Raw genomic sequence first — 16564 nt, 5'->3', positions numbered from 1 at the left:
TTCGTTTCACGGTGGGCTGAACCGGTAGCCGAATCCCCGCACCGTGTGGATGAACTCGGGCTCGGCGGGGACCGCCTCGATCTTGGCGCGGACCCGCTGGACGCAGGCGTCGACCAGCCGGGAGTCGGCGACGTGGGTGTGGTCCCAGACGGCCCGCAGCAGGTATCTGCGGTTGAGCACCTGGCCGGGGTGGCGGACGAGTTCGAGCAGGAGCCGCAGCTCGGTGGGGGTGAGGTGGACCTCGCGGCCCCCCAGCGCCACCTTGAGCGCGCCCCGGTCGATGACCAGGTCGCCGAAGGTGATGCGGTCGGAGGCGACCGACTCCACCCGGCGCAGGACGGCGCGGATGCGGGCGTCCAGCACGCGGGGCTCGACCGGTTTGACCACGTAGTCGTCGGCCCCGGCCTCCAGTCCCACGACCACGTCGAGGTCGTCGCCCCTGGCGGTGAGGAGGATCACCGGCAGCTGGTCGAGCCTGCGGATGCGGCGGCACACCTCCACGCCGTCGATGCCGGGCAGCATGACGTCCAGGATGGCGATCTCGGGGCGGCGGGACTTGATGTGCTCAAGGGCCTCCTCGCCGCTGGCGTACGCGGTGACGGAGTGGCCCTGCCGGGTGAGCGCTAGCTCCAGCCCGGTCCGGACCGAGGGGTCGTCTTCGACGAGGAGGATGCCTGCCACCGGGTAATCATTCTCCCAAGGCTCGGATGGATCTGCCGGGTCACGAAACCCAGACATAAGGCAAACAGTACCTGAACGAGGTGGTCAGACCACGATTCGGGCAGTTTCATGATCATCAAGATGGTCGAAGTGGTCCCGTATGGCAAAATGTGAGCAAAATCACTCCCAAGTTTTTGTTGCCCGGAAAGTGCTCGTGGCCTGGCGGTTAGGTCGTGAGAAACCCCTGTGGTTCCGGTCGAGCGCAGACCAACTCTCCCGTTCCGGTTGCGGACCACCCCCCTCCCCACGGCAAGCTCATAGGTCGTGAGTCCAGGATCACAGCAACTGAAGGAGCGCTCGGCGCCCCGCGGCCGCCGTACGAACCGCAGAGCGGCCAAGGGGAAGGCCCTCGACGGTCCCAGTTCGAAACGCGGCATGACCTCCAAGCGCGCACTGATCCTGGGTGCCGCGCTCGTGGTCCTGGTGGGTGGAGGCGCCTTCACCGCCTACACCGCCGTCCAGAACGCCTCGGCGCCGAAGCGGGAGCCGCTCACCCTGGACGAGATGGCGCAGATGCTCGGCTCCGACCCGTTCGGCTCCGACCTCAAGTCCGACATGCTGAAGGCCCAGGCCGCCCAGGCGCTCAAGGCCGACAAGATCGCCGCCGAGCGCGACAACCGCAAGGCCCTCAACCAGGTCAAGATCGTTGACGAGGCGCCGGGCGGTGGCGGCTTCAACCCGCAGCAACTCCCCCCGGGCACCTCCAACCCGACCGGCAACAGGGCGCTGGGCAAGGAGATGCTGGAGTCCAGGGGCCAGGGCGGCGAGTGGGGCTGCCTGGAGAAGCTCTGGATGAAGGAGAGCGGCTGGAACGAGCGCGCCATGAACACCTCCAGCGGCGCCTACGGCATCCCCCAGTCCCTCCCCGGCCACAAGATGGCCAGCGCGGGAGGCGACTGGCAGACCAACGCGGCCACCCAGATCGAGTGGGGGCTCAGCTACATCAAGGGCCGCTACGGCTCGCCCTGCGGTGCCTGGGCCCATTCCCAGGCCAAAGGCTGGTACTGAGAGACCAGGAGTCGGCAAGTCTGACCGTCTCCCGGCGCCGCGCGCCGCACCCTTGGCCGCATGGACGTGAAGGTCAGCGTGGTGGTGCCGGTGCACAACCCCGGTGATGGCGCCGACGCCTGCATCCGGTCGGTGCTGGAACAGTCGATGGCCTCCGAGGACTACGAGGTCATCTTCGCCGACGACGGCTCCGACGACGGAATCCAGCAGCGCCTCGACACCCTGTCGGCGGTGCGGTCGAACGTCAGGGTGCTCCATCTCGAGCGGACCGGCTCGCCGATGCGCGGCCGCAACGTCGCCCTCATGGTCGCCAGGGGCGAGTACGTCTACATGCTGGACCAGGCCGACCGCCTGGAAAGGGACGCTCTGGAGCGGATGTACCTGCGGGCCGTGGAGACCAAGGCCGACGTCCTCCTCGGGCGGCTGGCCGGCGACCAGAGGCCGCCCGCCGCGGTCTTCGACGCCGACCGCGAGAACGCCGACATCGTCAGGGACCGGCTGCTCACGCAGCTCACACCGCACAAGCTCTTCCGCAGGGCCTTCCTCGACGCCGAGGCGCTGAACTTCCCCGATCCCGGCGGGTGCCTGGCCGAGCAGACCTTCGCGCTCCGCGCCTACCTGCGGGCCGGGAACATCGTCGTGATGGCCGACGAGGTCTGCTGCCACGTCACCGAGCGGCCCGACCCGCCGGAGGACCCCTACGTCTGGGCCGCGGAGCTGCGCGAGCTGCTCGACATCATCGACGACGAGGTCCCCGAGGGCCGCCGGCGCGACCGGATGTACGCCCAGTGGTTCCGCACCGCGGTGCTGCGACGGCTCGGCGGGAGCAGGTTCGCCACCTCCTCCACGGACCGGGCGGCCACCTTCACGACCCTGCGCGAGCTGGTCGTCCAGCGCTTCCCCCCGCGCCTCGACCTCCTGCTGCCCGTCCCGCTGCGGGCCCGCGCCGCGCTGCTCCGCGCGGGCAGGCTCGACCAGCTCGTCGTACTGGCCGGAGCCATGCGCGGCGTCCGCCTCCAGGCCGACCTCGACGACCTCAGCTGGGACGACGGCGCCCTCATCCTGGGGCTCACCGCGGAGATCATGCAGGCCGACGGCACCCCGATGCGCTTCGTCCCCTACGGGGACGACGGCCTGCTCTGGGATCCCCCGGTACCCCTCGACGGGTTCCGCCTGCCGCCCGAGATGGCCGACGTCAGCCAGGCCGCCGCCAGGGCGCGGTTCGAGGTCTACGTCAGGCACGAGGAGACCGGGGCCATCCACTTCCTGCCCTCGAAGTGCTCGATGGTCCGCTGCCGTCACCGCAACGGGGTCAGGCTCCAGGTCACGGGCACGGCCCGGCTGGACGTCGACTCGGCGGCCATGGACGGACCGCTGCCGCCCGGACTGTGGGAGATACACGTGCGCATGTACGGAGGGGCGCAGCAGGCACGTACCCGGGTGACCGGGTCGCCGCTGAACTGCACCGGGATGGTCGCCGACTGCTCCAGGCGGCTCACCGTCCCCTGGTGGTCCGACAGGGGCGAGCTGGGGATCTGCGTGGAACCGCGCTCGTTCCCCGAGTCGATCGTCCTGGTCTCACCGGGTACGACGGTCATCAGGCAGCGCAAGCACGTCTTCGTCGTCGTGCCGGTGCCGTACGTGCCGCCGAGCGGGGGGCCGCCCGCGGAGCTGGTGTTCCGCCAGACCACGGGCAGGGAACGCGAGGTCGCCGCCCCCGCGCTGGTCGAGCCCGGTGTCCCCGGGGAACTGGCCGGGCGGCTGATCGCCAAGATCCCGACCCGGCTGGTGTACCGGGAGGGGTTCCTCGCGCCGGGCGTCTGGGCGCCGTTCCTGCGGGTGGAGGGCAAGGAGACCGGGCTGCGCTTCAAGGTGGAGATGAACCGCGGCGGCCGGGTGGAGATCCACAGGGCCGCCGCCGTTCAGCCCCCTGAGCCCTGGTACCCGCTGCTGAAGCGAATCGCGCTGCGGATACCGCTGGTCAGGAACGCGGTCCGGGTGACCAGGACCGTCCAGCGGCGCTACATGCTCAACTGACAGCCACCCGGCCTCGACCGGACACCCCGCCCGGCGTCAACCGACATCCGCCCGGCGCCGCACGGCCCTTCGGGGCGGTGTGGCGCCGGGCGGATGTCGTCACACGCCCAGCCGGCACTCGTTGGGCAGGTCGCCGGTCGAGGGCCTGGGCAGGGTCGCGCTCGGCGGCGGGCTCTGCCTGCGCTCCACCCAGCCCTCCAGGGTCTCGAACGCGCTGCGGAAGCACGGCAGCAACGGGCGAAGTTTGTCGGGGTAGGAGGCGTAGAGGCTGTCCACGTGGGTGCCGTCGGTGATCCGGTAGTAGCGGAACGGCCGGTGCTCGCCGACCATGTCCGCGTAGACGTCGCCGGAGCGGGAGATCGGCAGCAGCGTGTCCAGGGTGCCGTGGATCGTGATCAGCGGCTTGCCGATCCGGCCGGTGAGCCCGATCTTCTTCACCGCCGCGTACGGCTCGCGCGCGTCGTAGTCGTAGTCGGCGTCGCAGGCCGGGGTGCCCGAGGAGCAGAAGGGGGTGCCCGCCTCGGTGTCGCCGTCGAAGGAGGGGTCGAGTTCCTCACGGTAGAGGCGCTGGGTCAGGTCCCAGTAGTACTGGTAGTGGAACGGCCACAGGAACTCCGAGCCGCGGGCGAATCCCGCGTCGTACATCGCCTGGGTGTCACCCGCCGGGTAGGCCCGCAGCGCCGGGGGCAGGTAGTTGACCAGGTTGTCGCCCTTGACCCGCCAGAGCGTGCCCTCCCAGTCGATCCCGCCGTCGTAGAGCCAGGCCCGGTTCTCCAGCTGCCAGCGGACCAGGTACCCGCCGTTGGAGATACCCGCGGCGTAGGTCCGCTTGGGAAGCCTGCCGTAGCGCTGGGCGACGACGGCCTTGGCCGCGATCGCGACCTGCGTGACCCGGTCGTTCCACTCGGCGACCGCGTCACCGGGCTTGCGGCCGTCCTTGTAGAAGGTGACGCCGACGTTGCCCTTGTCCGTCACCGCGTAGGCGTAGCCCTTGGCCAGCGCCCAGTCGGAGATGGTGAAGTCGTTGGCGTACTGCTCCCGGTTGCCCGGGGTGCCGGTGACGACCAGCCCGCCGTTCCAGTTGTCGGGCAGCCGCAGGACGAACTGCGAGTCGTGGTTCCAGCCGTGCGTCGTGTTGGAGGTCGAGGTGTCGGGGAAGTAGCCGTCGACCTGGATGCCTGGCACGCCCTTCGGGTTGACCGCCCCCGCCGGGTGCAGGCCCGCCCAGTCGGCCGGGTCGGTGTGCCCGGAGACGGTCGTGCCCGCCGTCGTGAGGTCGTCCAGACAGGCTTTCACCTGGCGCTCGGCCCCCGGCACCGCCACCCGGTCCAGCCGGGCGCAGTGCGCCGGCGCGGTCCCCGCGCTCGCCGCGGGCGCCCCGGCCAGGACCACCAGGGCGGCGAGACCGACGGTGGCGATTTTGGTAATCCGTGAGGTCGCGCCGGGGACTGGACTGAGGAGCGAAGGAGCGAAGCGGATGAGTGACGAGGGAAGGAGCCGGGTAAGAGCGGCCGAACCGCGACGCGAAGCGTCGCCATCAATACTGCGCATCTTCAGCTCCGCTTCAGGTGGTCGGAGAGGGCGGTGCGGAACTCGGCGGGCCGCTCGATGTGCGGGCTGTGCCCGCAGTCCAGGACGACCTCGGTGTACGGGCCGTACCGCTCCAGGACGGCGCGGGTCTGGGTGACCATCGGCTGCGCCGGGGTGCCCGGCGAGCCGGGGACGACCCCCAAAGCGCCCAGGTGGGCCAGGTCGAACAGCGAGGTGTCGGAGACGATCACGTCGGCCTCGCCCCTGATCCACAGGACCGGCGGCTTCGGGTCGATCGCGTGCAGGTCGTCGAGCCGGAAGTGCGTCGGGGCGAACGAGTTGAGCACGCCCCGCGTACCGGGACGGACCCCCGGCCACTCCTCCGACGTCGCCGCGTCACCCGGGTAGTGGTCCTCGCCGACCCTCGTGGACAGCATCGACGCGACCAGGGCGTCCTCGTCCTCGATCACCGTGCCGGGCTTCACGTACGTGGTCCGCATCACGTTTCTCGGCGAGAGCGGGGAGTCGTCGGAGGTGTCCCCGGCCGCGAGCAGCTTCACGAAGTCGGGGTTGGCGCCCCCGGCCCCGCCGCCCGTGCCGTCGGGGTGGTTCAGCACGCCGTCGGCGCCGTGCGTGCCGCCGAAGCCGTACGGGGAGATCGGGTTGACCAGGGTCACGCTCCGCACGGCGGACGGCCGGTCGCGCAGCGCCTGCAGCACGACCCCGCCGCCCATGCTCCAGCCGACCAGGTGCACGCCGTCCAGCCCGAGGGCGTCGAGGAGGGCGAGCACGTCGTCGGAGTAGTCCCGCAGGCCGCGGGTGGCGTCGACCGGGGCGGGCTCGGTGTCGCCGAAACCCCGCAGGTCCACGGCGAGCGGCCGGTGGCCCGCCTCCGCCAGGGCGAGCAGCGTGTCCCGCCAGAAGGCGGAGCTCGACACGTTCCCGTGGACGAACAGCACCGCCTCGCCGCTCTCCGTGTCGTTCCCCGCGACCGACAGGACGTTCTGGGTGATCCGGCCGGTGGGCACCGGCCGGTTCTCGATGCGCATCAGATGTTTCTCCGTACCGTTCAGCGGGTGGTCGGGGCCTCGTCGCGGGTGCCGATGGTGACGAGGTCGCGTCCCCTGGTCTCGCGCGAGAGATACACGGTGATCAGGGTGAGCACGGCGGCTCCGGCCACGTACAGCATGATCGGGAACGACGACTTGTAGGTGTCCAGCAGGGCGACCGCGATCAGCGGGGCCAGGGCGCCCGCCACGATCGAGGCGAGCTGCGAGCCGATCGAGACACCCGAGTACCGCATCCTCGTGGCGAACAGCTCGGAGAAGAACGCGGCCTGCGGGCCGTACATCGCGCCGTGCAGGATCAGCCCGACGGTCACCGCCAGGGTGACGGCGGCGAAGTTCTTGGTGTCGATCAGCGGGAAGAACGCGAAGGACCACAGGCCCACCCCGGCGGCGCCGAGCAGGTAGACGGGGCGGCGGCCGAGCCGGTCGGAGAGCGCCCCCCACATCGGGATCGAGACGAAGTGGATGGCCGACCCGATCAGCACCGCGTTGAGCACGACGGGCTTCGCCAGCCCCGCCTGCGCCGTCGCGTAGACCAGTACGAACGCGGTGATCACGTAGTAGGAGACGTTCTCCGCGAAGCGGGCGCCGATCGCGATGAGGACGTCGCGCCAGTGGTACCTGAAGACCTCCACGATCGGCAGGGACGTCGAGGGCTTGGCGTTGGCGACCGCCTGCTGGAAGACCGGCGACTCGCTGATGGAGAGCCGGATCCACATGCCGACCAGCACCAGTACGCCGGACAGCAGGAACGGGATCCGCCAGCCCCAGCTCACGAACGCCTCCTCCGTCTGGACCGCGGCCAGCACGGCCAGCACGGCGGTGGCCAGCAGGTTGCCGCCGGGGGCGCCCGCCTGCGGCCAGGAGGCCCAGAAGCCGCGGCGCGCGGCGTCGCCGTGCTCGGAGACGATCAGCACCGCGCCGCCCCACTCGCCGCCGAGGGCGAAGCCCTGGACGAGCCGGAGCAGGGTCAGCAGCAGCGGTGCCGCCATCCCGATCGCCGCGTGGGTCGGCAGGCAGCCGATCAGGAAGGTAGCCCCGCCCATCAGCAGCAGACTGACCACCAGCAGCTTCTTGCGGCCGATCCGGTCGCCGAAGTGCCCGAAGACCAGCGCGCCCAGCGGGCGGGCCACGAAGCCCACCGCGTAGGTCAGGAACGCCAGCAGGGTGCCCGTCAGCGGCTCCGACTCGGGGAAGAACAGCTGCGGGAAGACCAGTGCGGCGGCGGAACCGTACAGGAAGAAGTCATACCACTCGATCGTGGTGCCGATCAGACTGGCACCGACGATCTTTCCGATGGGGGTACGGGTTTTCTCTGCCATCTCACTCACCAGGGGGAGTCGCTGTTGGGGGGATTTCGGCTACCGTACGTAGTGACCGGCGTCACTCCTATGGGTACGACCGCCATAGCCGACAGGCGCCCTATGTGGACGCGTGAGGCCGCTCCTCACGAGGCCGATCGGCGCGGCGGGGTCAGCCGCTGAGGCGGTGCAGGCGCAGGGCGAGCTGGATCTCCAGGGCCCGGTCGGGGGCCTGCCAGTCGTCGCCGAGGAGCTGGCCGATCCGGTCCAGGCGCTGGGTGACCGTGTTGACGTGGATGTGCAGGGCCTCGCTCGTCCGCGACAGCGAGCCGCCCATGCCGAAGTACGCGGTGAGCGTCTGCACCAGCGCGGTGCCCCTGCGGGCGTCGTAGTCGATCACCGGGCCGAGCGCCGAGGCGAGGAACGCCCCGATGTCGCGCCCCTCGCCGACCAGCAGCCCGACGAAGCCCAGCTCCCTGGCGCCGGCGCCCTCACCGGCCCTCCCCAGGGCCACCAGGGCGTCGGCGCAGCGCTGTGCCTCCCGGTGCGCGGCGGCCACCTCCGCGGTGCCGCGTACGGGCCCTCCGGCGCCCGCCGTGGCCGGGTGGCCGAGCGAGGCGCTCAGCTCCGCCGCCACCCGCTTGGCCAGGGGGCCCGGCCGGTCCCCGGGGAGCAGCAGGACCACCTCGTCGCCGCGCTGCGCGGCGAGCCCGCGGTGCAACGTCGCCTGGGAGGACGCCCAGAACGCGGCCCGGTCCCGCCCGCCGCCGTGGCGGACCACGACCACCACGTGGTCGTGGTCCAGGTTCACCCCGACCCGCCGGGCGCGGTCGGCCAGGCCGTCGAGGGCGGGCCGCGAGATCAGGTCGTCGAGCAGCTCGCCCCTGACCCGGCCCTCCGCCTCGGCCACCGTACGCCTGAACAGCAGCAGCAACGCGGTGACCAGCGCGGCCCGCTCCAGGATGCGCTGGTCGGCGTCGGACACCTGGCCGCCGTTGCGCAGCACCAGCGTGCACAGCGGCTCCGCGCCCACGTCCACCGACGCGACCAGCAGGTCTCCCTGCCGTACGGTGCGCCCCAGCGCCCTCGACGACCGCGCGGCGTCCGCGATCACGTCCGCGGCCGTCCGCGTCCCTCGCCTGGCGCCCGGCTTCGAGCCCGATCTTGGGCCTGTCCCCGGATCTCTTCCCGGGCCTCTCCCCGGGCCGGTCACCGGGCCGGTGGCCGAACCTGTCCCCGCGCCGGTTCCCGAGGCCGTCCCGGATCCGGACGTCGCCTGGTCGAACGCGGCCTCCTCCAGCACGCGCGCGTCCCCGGCGATCGGACGTCCGGCGTCGTCGAGCACCGTGAGCGAGCCGCCGAGCACCTCCGTCACCACCGCGGCCACGTCCTCGACCCCGCCGCCGCGCAGCACCAGGCCGGTCATCCGGTCGTGCGCGAGCGCGGCGCGCTCCACGGCCTGGCTGTGCGCGTTCACCTGCCGGTTGGCCTCGCTGAGCTCCTCGAGCGCGTTCCTGGTCTCCTGCAGCAGCCGGGCGTTGTCGATCGCCACCGCCGCGTGCGCGGCCAGCGAGCCCAGCAGCACGACCTCGTCCTGGGTGAAGGGCCGCACGCTCCGGTTGGCCGCGAACAGCACCCCGATCACCCGCGCGCCCAGCTTGAGCGGTACGCCGAGGATGGCGACCAGCCCCTCCTCGAGCACCGCGTCGTCGATGTCGGTCTTGTGCCGGAAGCGCTCGTCGGCGAAATAGTCGGCGGTCGAGTACGGGGTGGCGGTCTGGGCCACCAGCCCGCCGAGCCCCGCGCCCATGGCCAGCCGCAGCGCGCGGAACTTCGCCGACACCGAGCCGTCGGTCACCCGCATCCAGGTGTCGCCCCGCTCGGGGTCGTGCAGCGTCATGTAGGCGGCGTCGGTGCCGAGCAGCTGCCTGGCCCGGTGCACGATGGCCTCCAGGACGGCGTCCAGATCCCGGAGCCCGGCCAGGTCGCCGGCCGTGTCGAACAGCGCCGACAGCTCCGCCTCACGCTTCGCCCTGCGCCGCAGCAACGCCCGCACCTTCAACGCGGCGAGCTTGGCCTCCTCCAGCTCCGCCAGCGTCTCCGCGTCGGTCCCACCGCTCCTCGCCGCGAGAACGGGCCCCTCGAACTCGACCGCCGAAGCCTCCCTGGCCAGCAGTTCGAGAAAGACCCGTGCGCTCATACCAACCATTCTCCGTTCATGGCGACGCCACGTGTCCCCACCGGGTTCAGCGGGCGGTCCAGCCGCCGTCTATGGGGAGGGAGGTGCCGGTGATGAAGGAGCCGTGCGGGCCGCAGAGGTAGGCGACGAGTTCGGCGACCTCCTCGGGCTCGATCAGCCGTTTGACGGCGGCGGGGGCGAGCATGATCTGCTCGACCACCTCGTCCCTGCCGATGCCGTGAGTTCCGGCCTGGGCGCCGATCTGGTTCTCCACCAGGGGGGTGCGGACGTAGGCGGGGCTCACGCAGTTGGAGGTGACGCCGTGCGGGGCGCCCTCCAGGGCGATCGTCTTGGACAGCCCTTCGAGGGCGTGCTTGGCGGTGACGTACGCCGCCTTGTAGGGCGAGGCGCGGAGCCCGTGAACCGAGGAGATGTTGACGATCCGGCCCCAACCGCGTTCGTACATCCCCGGCAGGACCTCCCTGACCAGCAGGAAGGGCGCCTCGACCATCACTTTGAGGATCTTGGAGAACACCTCGGGGGGGAACTCCTCGATCGGGGCGACGTGCTGGAACCCGGCGTTGTTCACCACGATGTCCGTGCCGGGCGGGATCGCCCGTACGAAGTCGGGTTCCGACAGGTCCGCGACGACGGGTGTTCCCGAGATCTCCGCGGCGACCTTCGCCGCCGCCTCGGCGTCGATGTCGACCACCAGCACGTGTGCCCCGGCCGCGGCCAGCCGGTGCGCGCAGGCGCGCCCGATCCCGCTGCCCGCCCCGGTCACCACGGCTCGCCGACCCGCTAGGTCAATCATGCTGCCGAATCTAGGCAATGACCCGAATCCCGGCCCATGTCGCCCGCCCCCACACTCCGTTCCATGCTTATGTGGCGAGCCTCCGCTCCGGCGGGGCGCGGCCGTGCCTTCTCGCCCCTTCCCGGAAGCGCCTTCGCGCGTTCCGGCGTACGGACGCCCGCAGCCGGTCGCCATCGGGAGCGCGGCGACGGGGGCCGCGTTGCTCTCAGCCGCGTGGCTCTCAGATGGTGACCGGGTACATGAGCGTGAGCTCGTCGCCGGGGAGGCCGCGGATGCCCCAGTTGACCTTGGGGGACTCCATGATCACGATTTCCAGGTCCTCGGCGGGAAGGCCGAGCGCGTCCCCGGTCCTGGTGAACAGGGCACGGATCAGCGAGCGCTTGGCCTCGTCCGACCGGCCGCTGAAACAGGCGATCTCCACGATGAGATACCGCTCGCTCCGCTGCGGGCAGACCATGTCCTCGGCGTCCAGCAGCAGGAACCGGTGGAACCGCTTGTCCTCGGGAAGCCGCCAGACGTCCACCAGGCAGCCGTGAACGGTGTCGGAGATCTCCTGACGCCGGTCGGACCACACGTCCCTGCGGCCGTAGAACTTGATCTGGGTCATGCCCCGAGTCTCCCAGGCAACCGATCTATGACGCCGACCGGGGCGCCGGTCCACGAGCGGCGGCCGGGTCCGCCGACCAGGTCACCGGTCCACGGGGCGGCCGGGGCGAGGTCCCCGGCCGGCGTTATGAGGGCGGCCGGGTCATGGACAGGACGTCGAGCAACTCGTCGAGCCGTTCCTCGGTGAGGGTTCCGTTGGCGACGTGGCCGCGCTCGATGACGACCTCGCGGATGGTCTTGCGCTCCGCCAGGGCCTGCTTCGCTATCTTCGCGGCCTCCTCGTACCCGATGTACGGGTTGAGCGGCGTGACGATCGACGGCGACGACTCCGCGTACTCGCGCATGCGGTCGGCGTTGGCGGTGATGCCGTGCACGCACCGGTCGGCCAGCAGCCGGGAGGCGTTGGCGAGCAGCCGTACGGACTCCAGGATGTTGCGCGCGATGACCGGGAGCATCACGTTGAGCTCGAACGTGCCGGAGGCGCCCGAGAAGGCGATGGCCGCGTCGTTCCCGATGACCTGGGCGGCGACCATGGTCACCGCCTCGGGGACGACCGGATTGACCTTGCCCGGCATGATCGACGACCCGGGCTGCAGGTCGGGCAGGTTGATCTCGCCCAGTCCCGCCCGGGGACCCGACCCCATCCAGCGCAGATCGTTGGCGATCTTGTTGAGCGAGATCGCGACCGTGCGGAGCTGCCCGGAGAGCTCGACGACGGCATCCCGGGCGCCCTGGGCCTCGAAGTGGTCGGGAGCCTCGGAGAACGGCAGTCCGGTGGCCTCGCGCAGCCTCTCGATGACCTTGGCCGCGAAGCCGGGAGGGGTGTTGACGCCGGTGCCGACCGCCGTACCGCCCAGGGGCAGCTGGGCGAGGCGCGGGAGCGTGCTCCGCACCCGCCCGATGGCGTTGTCGATCTGCGTGGCGTACCCGCCGAACTCCTGTCCCAGCGTGACCGGGGTGGCGTCCATCAGGTGGGTGCGCCCGGCCTTGACCACGCCGTCGAACTCCAGCGACTTGTCCCGCAGCGCGGTGGCCAGGTGCCGCAGCGAGGGGATCAGGTGGTACGAGACCTCGGTCGTGGCGGCGACGTGGATGGAGGTGGGGAACACGTCGTTGGACGACTGCGAGGCGTTCACGTGGTCGTTCGGGTGGACGGGGCGGCCGAGCCGCTCCTCGGCGAGGGTGGCGATCACCTCGTTGGCGTTCATGTTGGAGGAGGTGCCGGAGCCGGTCTGGAAGACGTCGACGGGGAACTCGCCGTCCCACTCGTTCTCCGCGACGTCGGTGGCGGCCTCGGCGATCGCCTCGGCCAGCTCCTTGTCGAGCACCCCCAGCTCCGCGTTGACCTCGGCGGCGAGTGCCTTGATCAGGCCGAGTGCCGCGATGTGCGGGACCTCCAGCCCGCGCCCGGAGACGGGGAAGTTCTCCACCGCCCGCTGGGTCTGCGCCCGCCACTTCGCCCCCGCGGGAACCCGTACCTCGCCCATCGAGTCATGCTCGATCCGATACTCGCTCATGAACCCAGTCTGCGTCCTGAGGAGGGAATCAAACGGCGGGTACGGGTTCTCCTCGCGGGTCGTCCTCAGAAGAAGGCGGCCACCGACAGGATCATGATCACCACGAGGGCGAGCGCCGCCACGCTCATGAGGATGAGGACACCGATCCGGGTCTTCTGCGACGGCGGCTTCCTCGGCCCGGGACGACCGGGGTCGGGCTGGGCGTTCTGGCCCGCGATCGCGAACAGGTCGGTGCCCAGGCCGGGGGAGCGGTAGGCGCCGTCGGACGCCTCGGGACCCGGCGGACGCCAGGGCTGCGGGGACACCGGCCCCGCCTGGCCGGACGGGCCGCCGACGCCGGGAGACCGGTTACCGGCGACGGGCCGGCTGCCGGGGAGGAGCCTCAGCGGAGGGGGTGCCTCGGACCCCGGGCGTCCCGGGCCGGGCGTTCCGAACTCCGGATCGACCGGCGGGAAGCCGTGGGGCGGGGTGGCGGAGAGATCGGGTCTGCCGCTCACCGGGAACCCGTGGGGCGGCGTGGCCGCCGACGCGTTTCCCGGCTCTCCGAAGGCCGTCGGCTCGTCGTCCGGCTCCTCGGAGGCGCCGGGCCCGAACGCCCCCGGCCTTCCGAAGGCGCCGGGGGTCGCGGGTCCCCGCGCGACGGGGGTTCCGAGACCGGGAGGGTTCTGCCGTCCCGCGACCGGCCTGCCGGGCTCCGCGAAGGGCGGGCGGTCCGGGTAGGGCGAGGTCGTCGGGCGGCCGGGGGCGGAGGGCTCGGCGGCCGGCGTACCGCCGGGGATGCGCAGGCCGTCCTTGGGACGGATGACCACCATGGTGCGGTCGGCGTCGAAACCACCGGCGCCGTCCTCGGGGGCGTCGGGCTCCTCGGGCTCGGGTTCCCTGTCGGTGTCCTCCCCGGTGTCCTTCCCGGTGTTCTCCGTGAAGGGCGTCTCGGAGGCCGAGGGGGACGGTACGGGAGGGGCCGCTGCGGGCGCCGGAGCCGGGGGGAGGGACTCCGCGAGGTGCGAGGGGGTGTCGGCCACCGCCCGGAGCAGCGCGCCCGCCTGGGCGGCCGTCAGCCGCGTCGTGTGGTCCTTCTCCAGCAACTGTTCGAGCACCGGGCGGAGCGGTCCCGCCTGGGTCGGCGGGTCGACCTGCTCGCTCATCAGCGCGGCCAGGGTCTCCGCCACCGAGGCCCGCTCGTAGGCAGGGCGGCCCTCGACCGCGAAGTACAGCGTGGCGCCGAGGGACCACAGGTCCGACTCGGGCCCGGTGTGCTCGCCGCGGGCCCGCTCGGGCGCGGTGTATCCGGGGGAGCCGATCACCATGCCGGTCTTGGTGAGGCTCGTGTCGCCCTCCGCCTTGGCGATGCCGAAGTCGGTGAGGACCACCCGGCCGCTCTCGGTGATCAGCACGTTGCCGGGTTTGACGTCGCGGTGCAGGACCCCCTGGGCGTGGGCCGCGCGGAGCGCCCCCAGCAGATCGGCCCCGATCTCGGCGACGAGGCGGGGTGGAAGGGGACCCTCCTCCTCGATCACCTGCTCCAGGGAACGCGCCTGCACGAGCTCCATGATGATCCAGGGGCTGCCGTCCTCGACGATGGCGTCGTGGACGGTGGCCACCGAGGGGTGGCTGATGCGGGCGGCCGTACGACCCTCGCGGATCATCCGTTCCCGAAGTTCGGCGCGCTGCGCCTCGCTGAGGCCGGGTTCCTGACGGATCTCCTTGATCGCGACCTCACGGCCGAGGGAACGGTCGTGGGCTTTCCAAACGGTGCCCATCGTGCCTCGGCCGAGCGGCGCGATCAGCTCGTAACGGTCCGCGAGCACACGCGTCTGCTGTTCCGGCATGAGAAGAAGATAGCCATTCCACCTTGAGAAGCGCTTTACCCGCGCTTACGGAGTTCCCTCGGCCAGAGAAGACGCGGGAGGACCAACCTTATGAAGGGTGTCATAAAACGGACAATTGGGCGATAGGTAGGCGAAATGTCTGCAGGTTTCCGGTGGACGCCCTCGCCGGGACGCCGGTGCGCGCGAAGCTGGGGTGTCGGCCCCGAAGCGGGCCCCGACGGCGGCGGGGGTGTCCCCGGCGACGAGGGCCGCGGTGCCGGCGGCGGTGCGGAGCCGACCCGGTGCGTCCCGCGGTGCTGCGAGCGGCGGCTGAACGGCGGAGCCGACGCCCCGTCGGACCCGCTCGCGGTCGGCCTGCCGTCGGGTCGCCCGGGGGGCCTGGAGAAGGACTCCTCGACCATCCCGCCGGCCGCCACCCGGGCGAGCATCATCGAGGCCCGTCCCGCGTCGAGCCGGGAGTTCGGGGCGATCGTGAGGAGGCCGCGCAGCACCGGCGTCAGCGGTCCGGCCCGCTCCATGGGGATCGGCTCGCCACTGGTCAGCGCGGCGAGCGCGGCCGCGGCCGTACGGCGCCCGTGCAGGCCCCGGCCCTCGACGGCGGTGTAGAGGGTCGCGCCGAGCGACCACAGGTCGCCGGCCGGGCTGGCCTTGGCCCCCAGCACGCGCTCGGGGGCGATGTACCCGGCGGAACCCAGCACGATGCCCGCCTGGGTGATCGACACGTCGCCTTCGAGCGCGGCCAGGCCGAAGTCGGTGAGCACGGCCCGGTCGTCGGTCACCAGGACGTTGCTCGGCTTCACGTCGCGGTGCAGGATCCCCTTGGCGTGCACGGCGCGCAGCGCCCCCAGGACCTGCCGGCCGATCTCCGCCACCTGGCGCGGCGGCAGCGGGCCGTGGTCCTGGAGGAGCTGCTCCAGCGATCTGGCGCGGAGCAGCTCCATCACGATCCAGGGGCGCTCGTCCTCGGTGACGACGTCGAAGACGGTGATGACGGAGGGGTGGGCGACCATCGCGGTCGCGCGCCCCTCGCGCTCGGTCCTGGCGCACAGCTCGGCGCGGAGCTCCTCGTCGAGGACCAGAGGGAGGCGGACCTCCTTGACGGCCACCTCACGGTTGAGCAACTCGTCGTGTGCCCGCCAGACAGTGCCCATGCCACCGCGCCCAACCGGTTCTGACAGCCGGTAGCGCGCTGCGAGAAGGTATCCGGGCGGCGCACGCATGTGGTGCAGCTTACCGATTTGCGTAATGCGACCAGTAGAGACCGGGCCGAATCTTCTTGCCAACTTGGGTCAGATTTTCGCGCTCGTAACTGTTGAGAAACGATGCGTGACATCCGCCCAGTTGACCAAGGTCCACAGCTTCTCCACGTAGTCGGGTCGTACGTTGCGATATTGGAGGTAATAAGCGTGTTCCCAGGCGTCGAATACCAGCAGCGGGGTGGAGTTCATCCCGACATTGCCGTGATGGTCGTAGACCTGCTCGACGACCAGGCGGCGGCCCAGCGGCTCCCAGGCCAGGATGCCCCAGCCGGAGCCCTGCACTCCGGCGGTGGCGGTGGTGAGCTGCCTCTGGAACGCCTCGAAGGAGCCGAAGTGCTCGTCGATGGCCGCGGCCAGTTCGCCGTCGGGGCGGTCGCCGCCGTCCGGGGAGAGGTTCTCCCAGAAGATCGAGTGCAGCACGTGCCCGGACAGGTTGAAGGCGAAGGTCTTCTCCAGCCCGACCAGCCCGCCGAACTCGCCCTTGTCGCGCGCCTCGGCCAGCCGTTCCAGGGTGTCGTTGGCGCCCTTGACGTAGGCGGCGTGGTGCTTGGAGTGGTGCAGTTCCAGGATCTCCCCGGTGATCGCGGGCTCCAGGGCCGCGTAGTCGTAGGGCATGTCAGGAAGGGTGTACTCACCCATGCGGGCTACCTCCTTGTTGATCACCTTTTCTCTGGACACTATTGCAAGTCTCTCGCAC

13 protein-coding genes are annotated in these 16564 nt (G+C 71.2%); 2 read left to right on the top strand and 11 right to left on the bottom strand.

Annotated features, from left to right (window positions below; translation table 11 throughout):
* Positions 1–6 precede the first annotated feature (6 nt).
* Positions 7–681 (bottom strand): response regulator transcription factor, encoded by a 675-nt coding sequence (locus OG587_RS01115; protein ID WP_329085956.1) that lies wholly within the window; start codon positions 679–681, stop codon positions 7–9.
* A 303-nt stretch (positions 682–984) separates the two neighbouring features.
* Here OG587_RS01115 and OG587_RS01110 point away from each other — a divergent pair, with 303 nt between their 5' ends.
* On the top strand, positions 985–1728 hold the full coding sequence (locus tag OG587_RS01110; protein ID WP_329085954.1) for a lytic transglycosylase domain-containing protein: 744 nt from the start codon (positions 985–987) through the stop codon (positions 1726–1728).
* 60 nt (positions 1729–1788) lie between these two features.
* Complete coding sequence (locus OG587_RS01105) at positions 1789–3765, top strand: glycosyltransferase family 2 protein (protein WP_329085952.1); 1977 nt, start codon at positions 1789–1791, stop codon at positions 3763–3765.
* 99 nt (positions 3766–3864) lie between these two features.
* On the opposite strand, the gene OG587_RS01100 is transcribed toward OG587_RS01105, so the two are convergent.
* The 10 genes from OG587_RS01100 to OG587_RS01055 all read right to left on the bottom strand — a co-directional run bounded on the left by OG587_RS01100 (position 3865) and on the right by OG587_RS01055 (position 16506).
* Positions 3865–5316 carry a tannase/feruloyl esterase family alpha/beta hydrolase gene (locus tag OG587_RS01100; RefSeq protein WP_329085950.1) on the bottom strand — a complete coding sequence of 484 codons (1452 nt, stop codon included), beginning with the start codon at positions 5314–5316 and terminating at the stop codon, positions 3865–3867.
* A gap of 2 nt (positions 5317–5318) precedes the next feature.
* Positions 5319–6344: an alpha/beta fold hydrolase gene (locus tag OG587_RS01095; protein ID WP_329085949.1), complete on the bottom strand. Its 1026-nt coding sequence runs from the start codon at positions 6342–6344 to the stop codon at positions 5319–5321.
* A 20-nt stretch (positions 6345–6364) separates the two neighbouring features.
* Entirely contained in the window at positions 6365–7684 is a 1320-nt protein-coding gene (locus OG587_RS01090) for an MFS transporter (RefSeq protein WP_329085947.1), read from the bottom strand.
* Between the two features lie 151 nt (positions 7685–7835).
* Complete coding sequence (locus OG587_RS01085; protein ID WP_329085945.1) at positions 7836–9872, bottom strand: helix-turn-helix domain-containing protein; 2037 nt, start codon at positions 9870–9872, stop codon at positions 7836–7838.
* Positions 9873–9909: 37 nt separating this feature from the next.
* Positions 9910–10656, bottom strand: a complete 747-nt coding sequence (locus OG587_RS01080; RefSeq protein ID WP_329085943.1) for a 3-hydroxybutyrate dehydrogenase — start codon at positions 10654–10656, stop codon at positions 9910–9912.
* Positions 10657–10876: 220 nt separating this feature from the next.
* Positions 10877–11263 (bottom strand): tautomerase family protein, encoded by a 387-nt coding sequence (locus OG587_RS01075; protein WP_329085941.1) that lies wholly within the window; start codon positions 11261–11263, stop codon positions 10877–10879.
* Positions 11264–11387: 124 nt separating this feature from the next.
* Positions 11388–12779 carry a class II fumarate hydratase gene (locus OG587_RS01070; protein WP_329085939.1) on the bottom strand — a complete coding sequence of 464 codons (1392 nt, stop codon included), beginning with the start codon at positions 12777–12779 and terminating at the stop codon, positions 11388–11390.
* A gap of 65 nt (positions 12780–12844) precedes the next feature.
* Positions 12845–14608, bottom strand: a complete 1764-nt coding sequence (locus OG587_RS01065) for a protein kinase domain-containing protein (protein ID WP_329085937.1) — start codon at positions 14606–14608, stop codon at positions 12845–12847.
* Between the two features lie 35 nt (positions 14609–14643).
* Positions 14644–15759: a serine/threonine-protein kinase gene (locus tag OG587_RS01060; RefSeq protein ID WP_386263077.1), complete on the bottom strand. Its 1116-nt coding sequence runs from the start codon at positions 15757–15759 to the stop codon at positions 14644–14646.
* 138 nt (positions 15760–15897) lie between these two features.
* Positions 15898–16506 carry a superoxide dismutase gene (locus OG587_RS01055; protein ID WP_329085934.1) on the bottom strand — a complete coding sequence of 203 codons (609 nt, stop codon included), beginning with the start codon at positions 16504–16506 and terminating at the stop codon, positions 15898–15900.
* Positions 16507–16564: the final 58 nt, after the last annotated feature.

This window comes from Streptosporangium sp. NBC_01469, from assembly GCF_036227305.1.
Lineage (GTDB): Bacteria > Actinomycetota > Actinomycetes > Streptosporangiales > Streptosporangiaceae > Streptosporangium.
The sequence above is the reverse complement of the archived record's forward strand: the minus strand, read 5'-3'. Positions and strand labels throughout refer to the sequence as shown.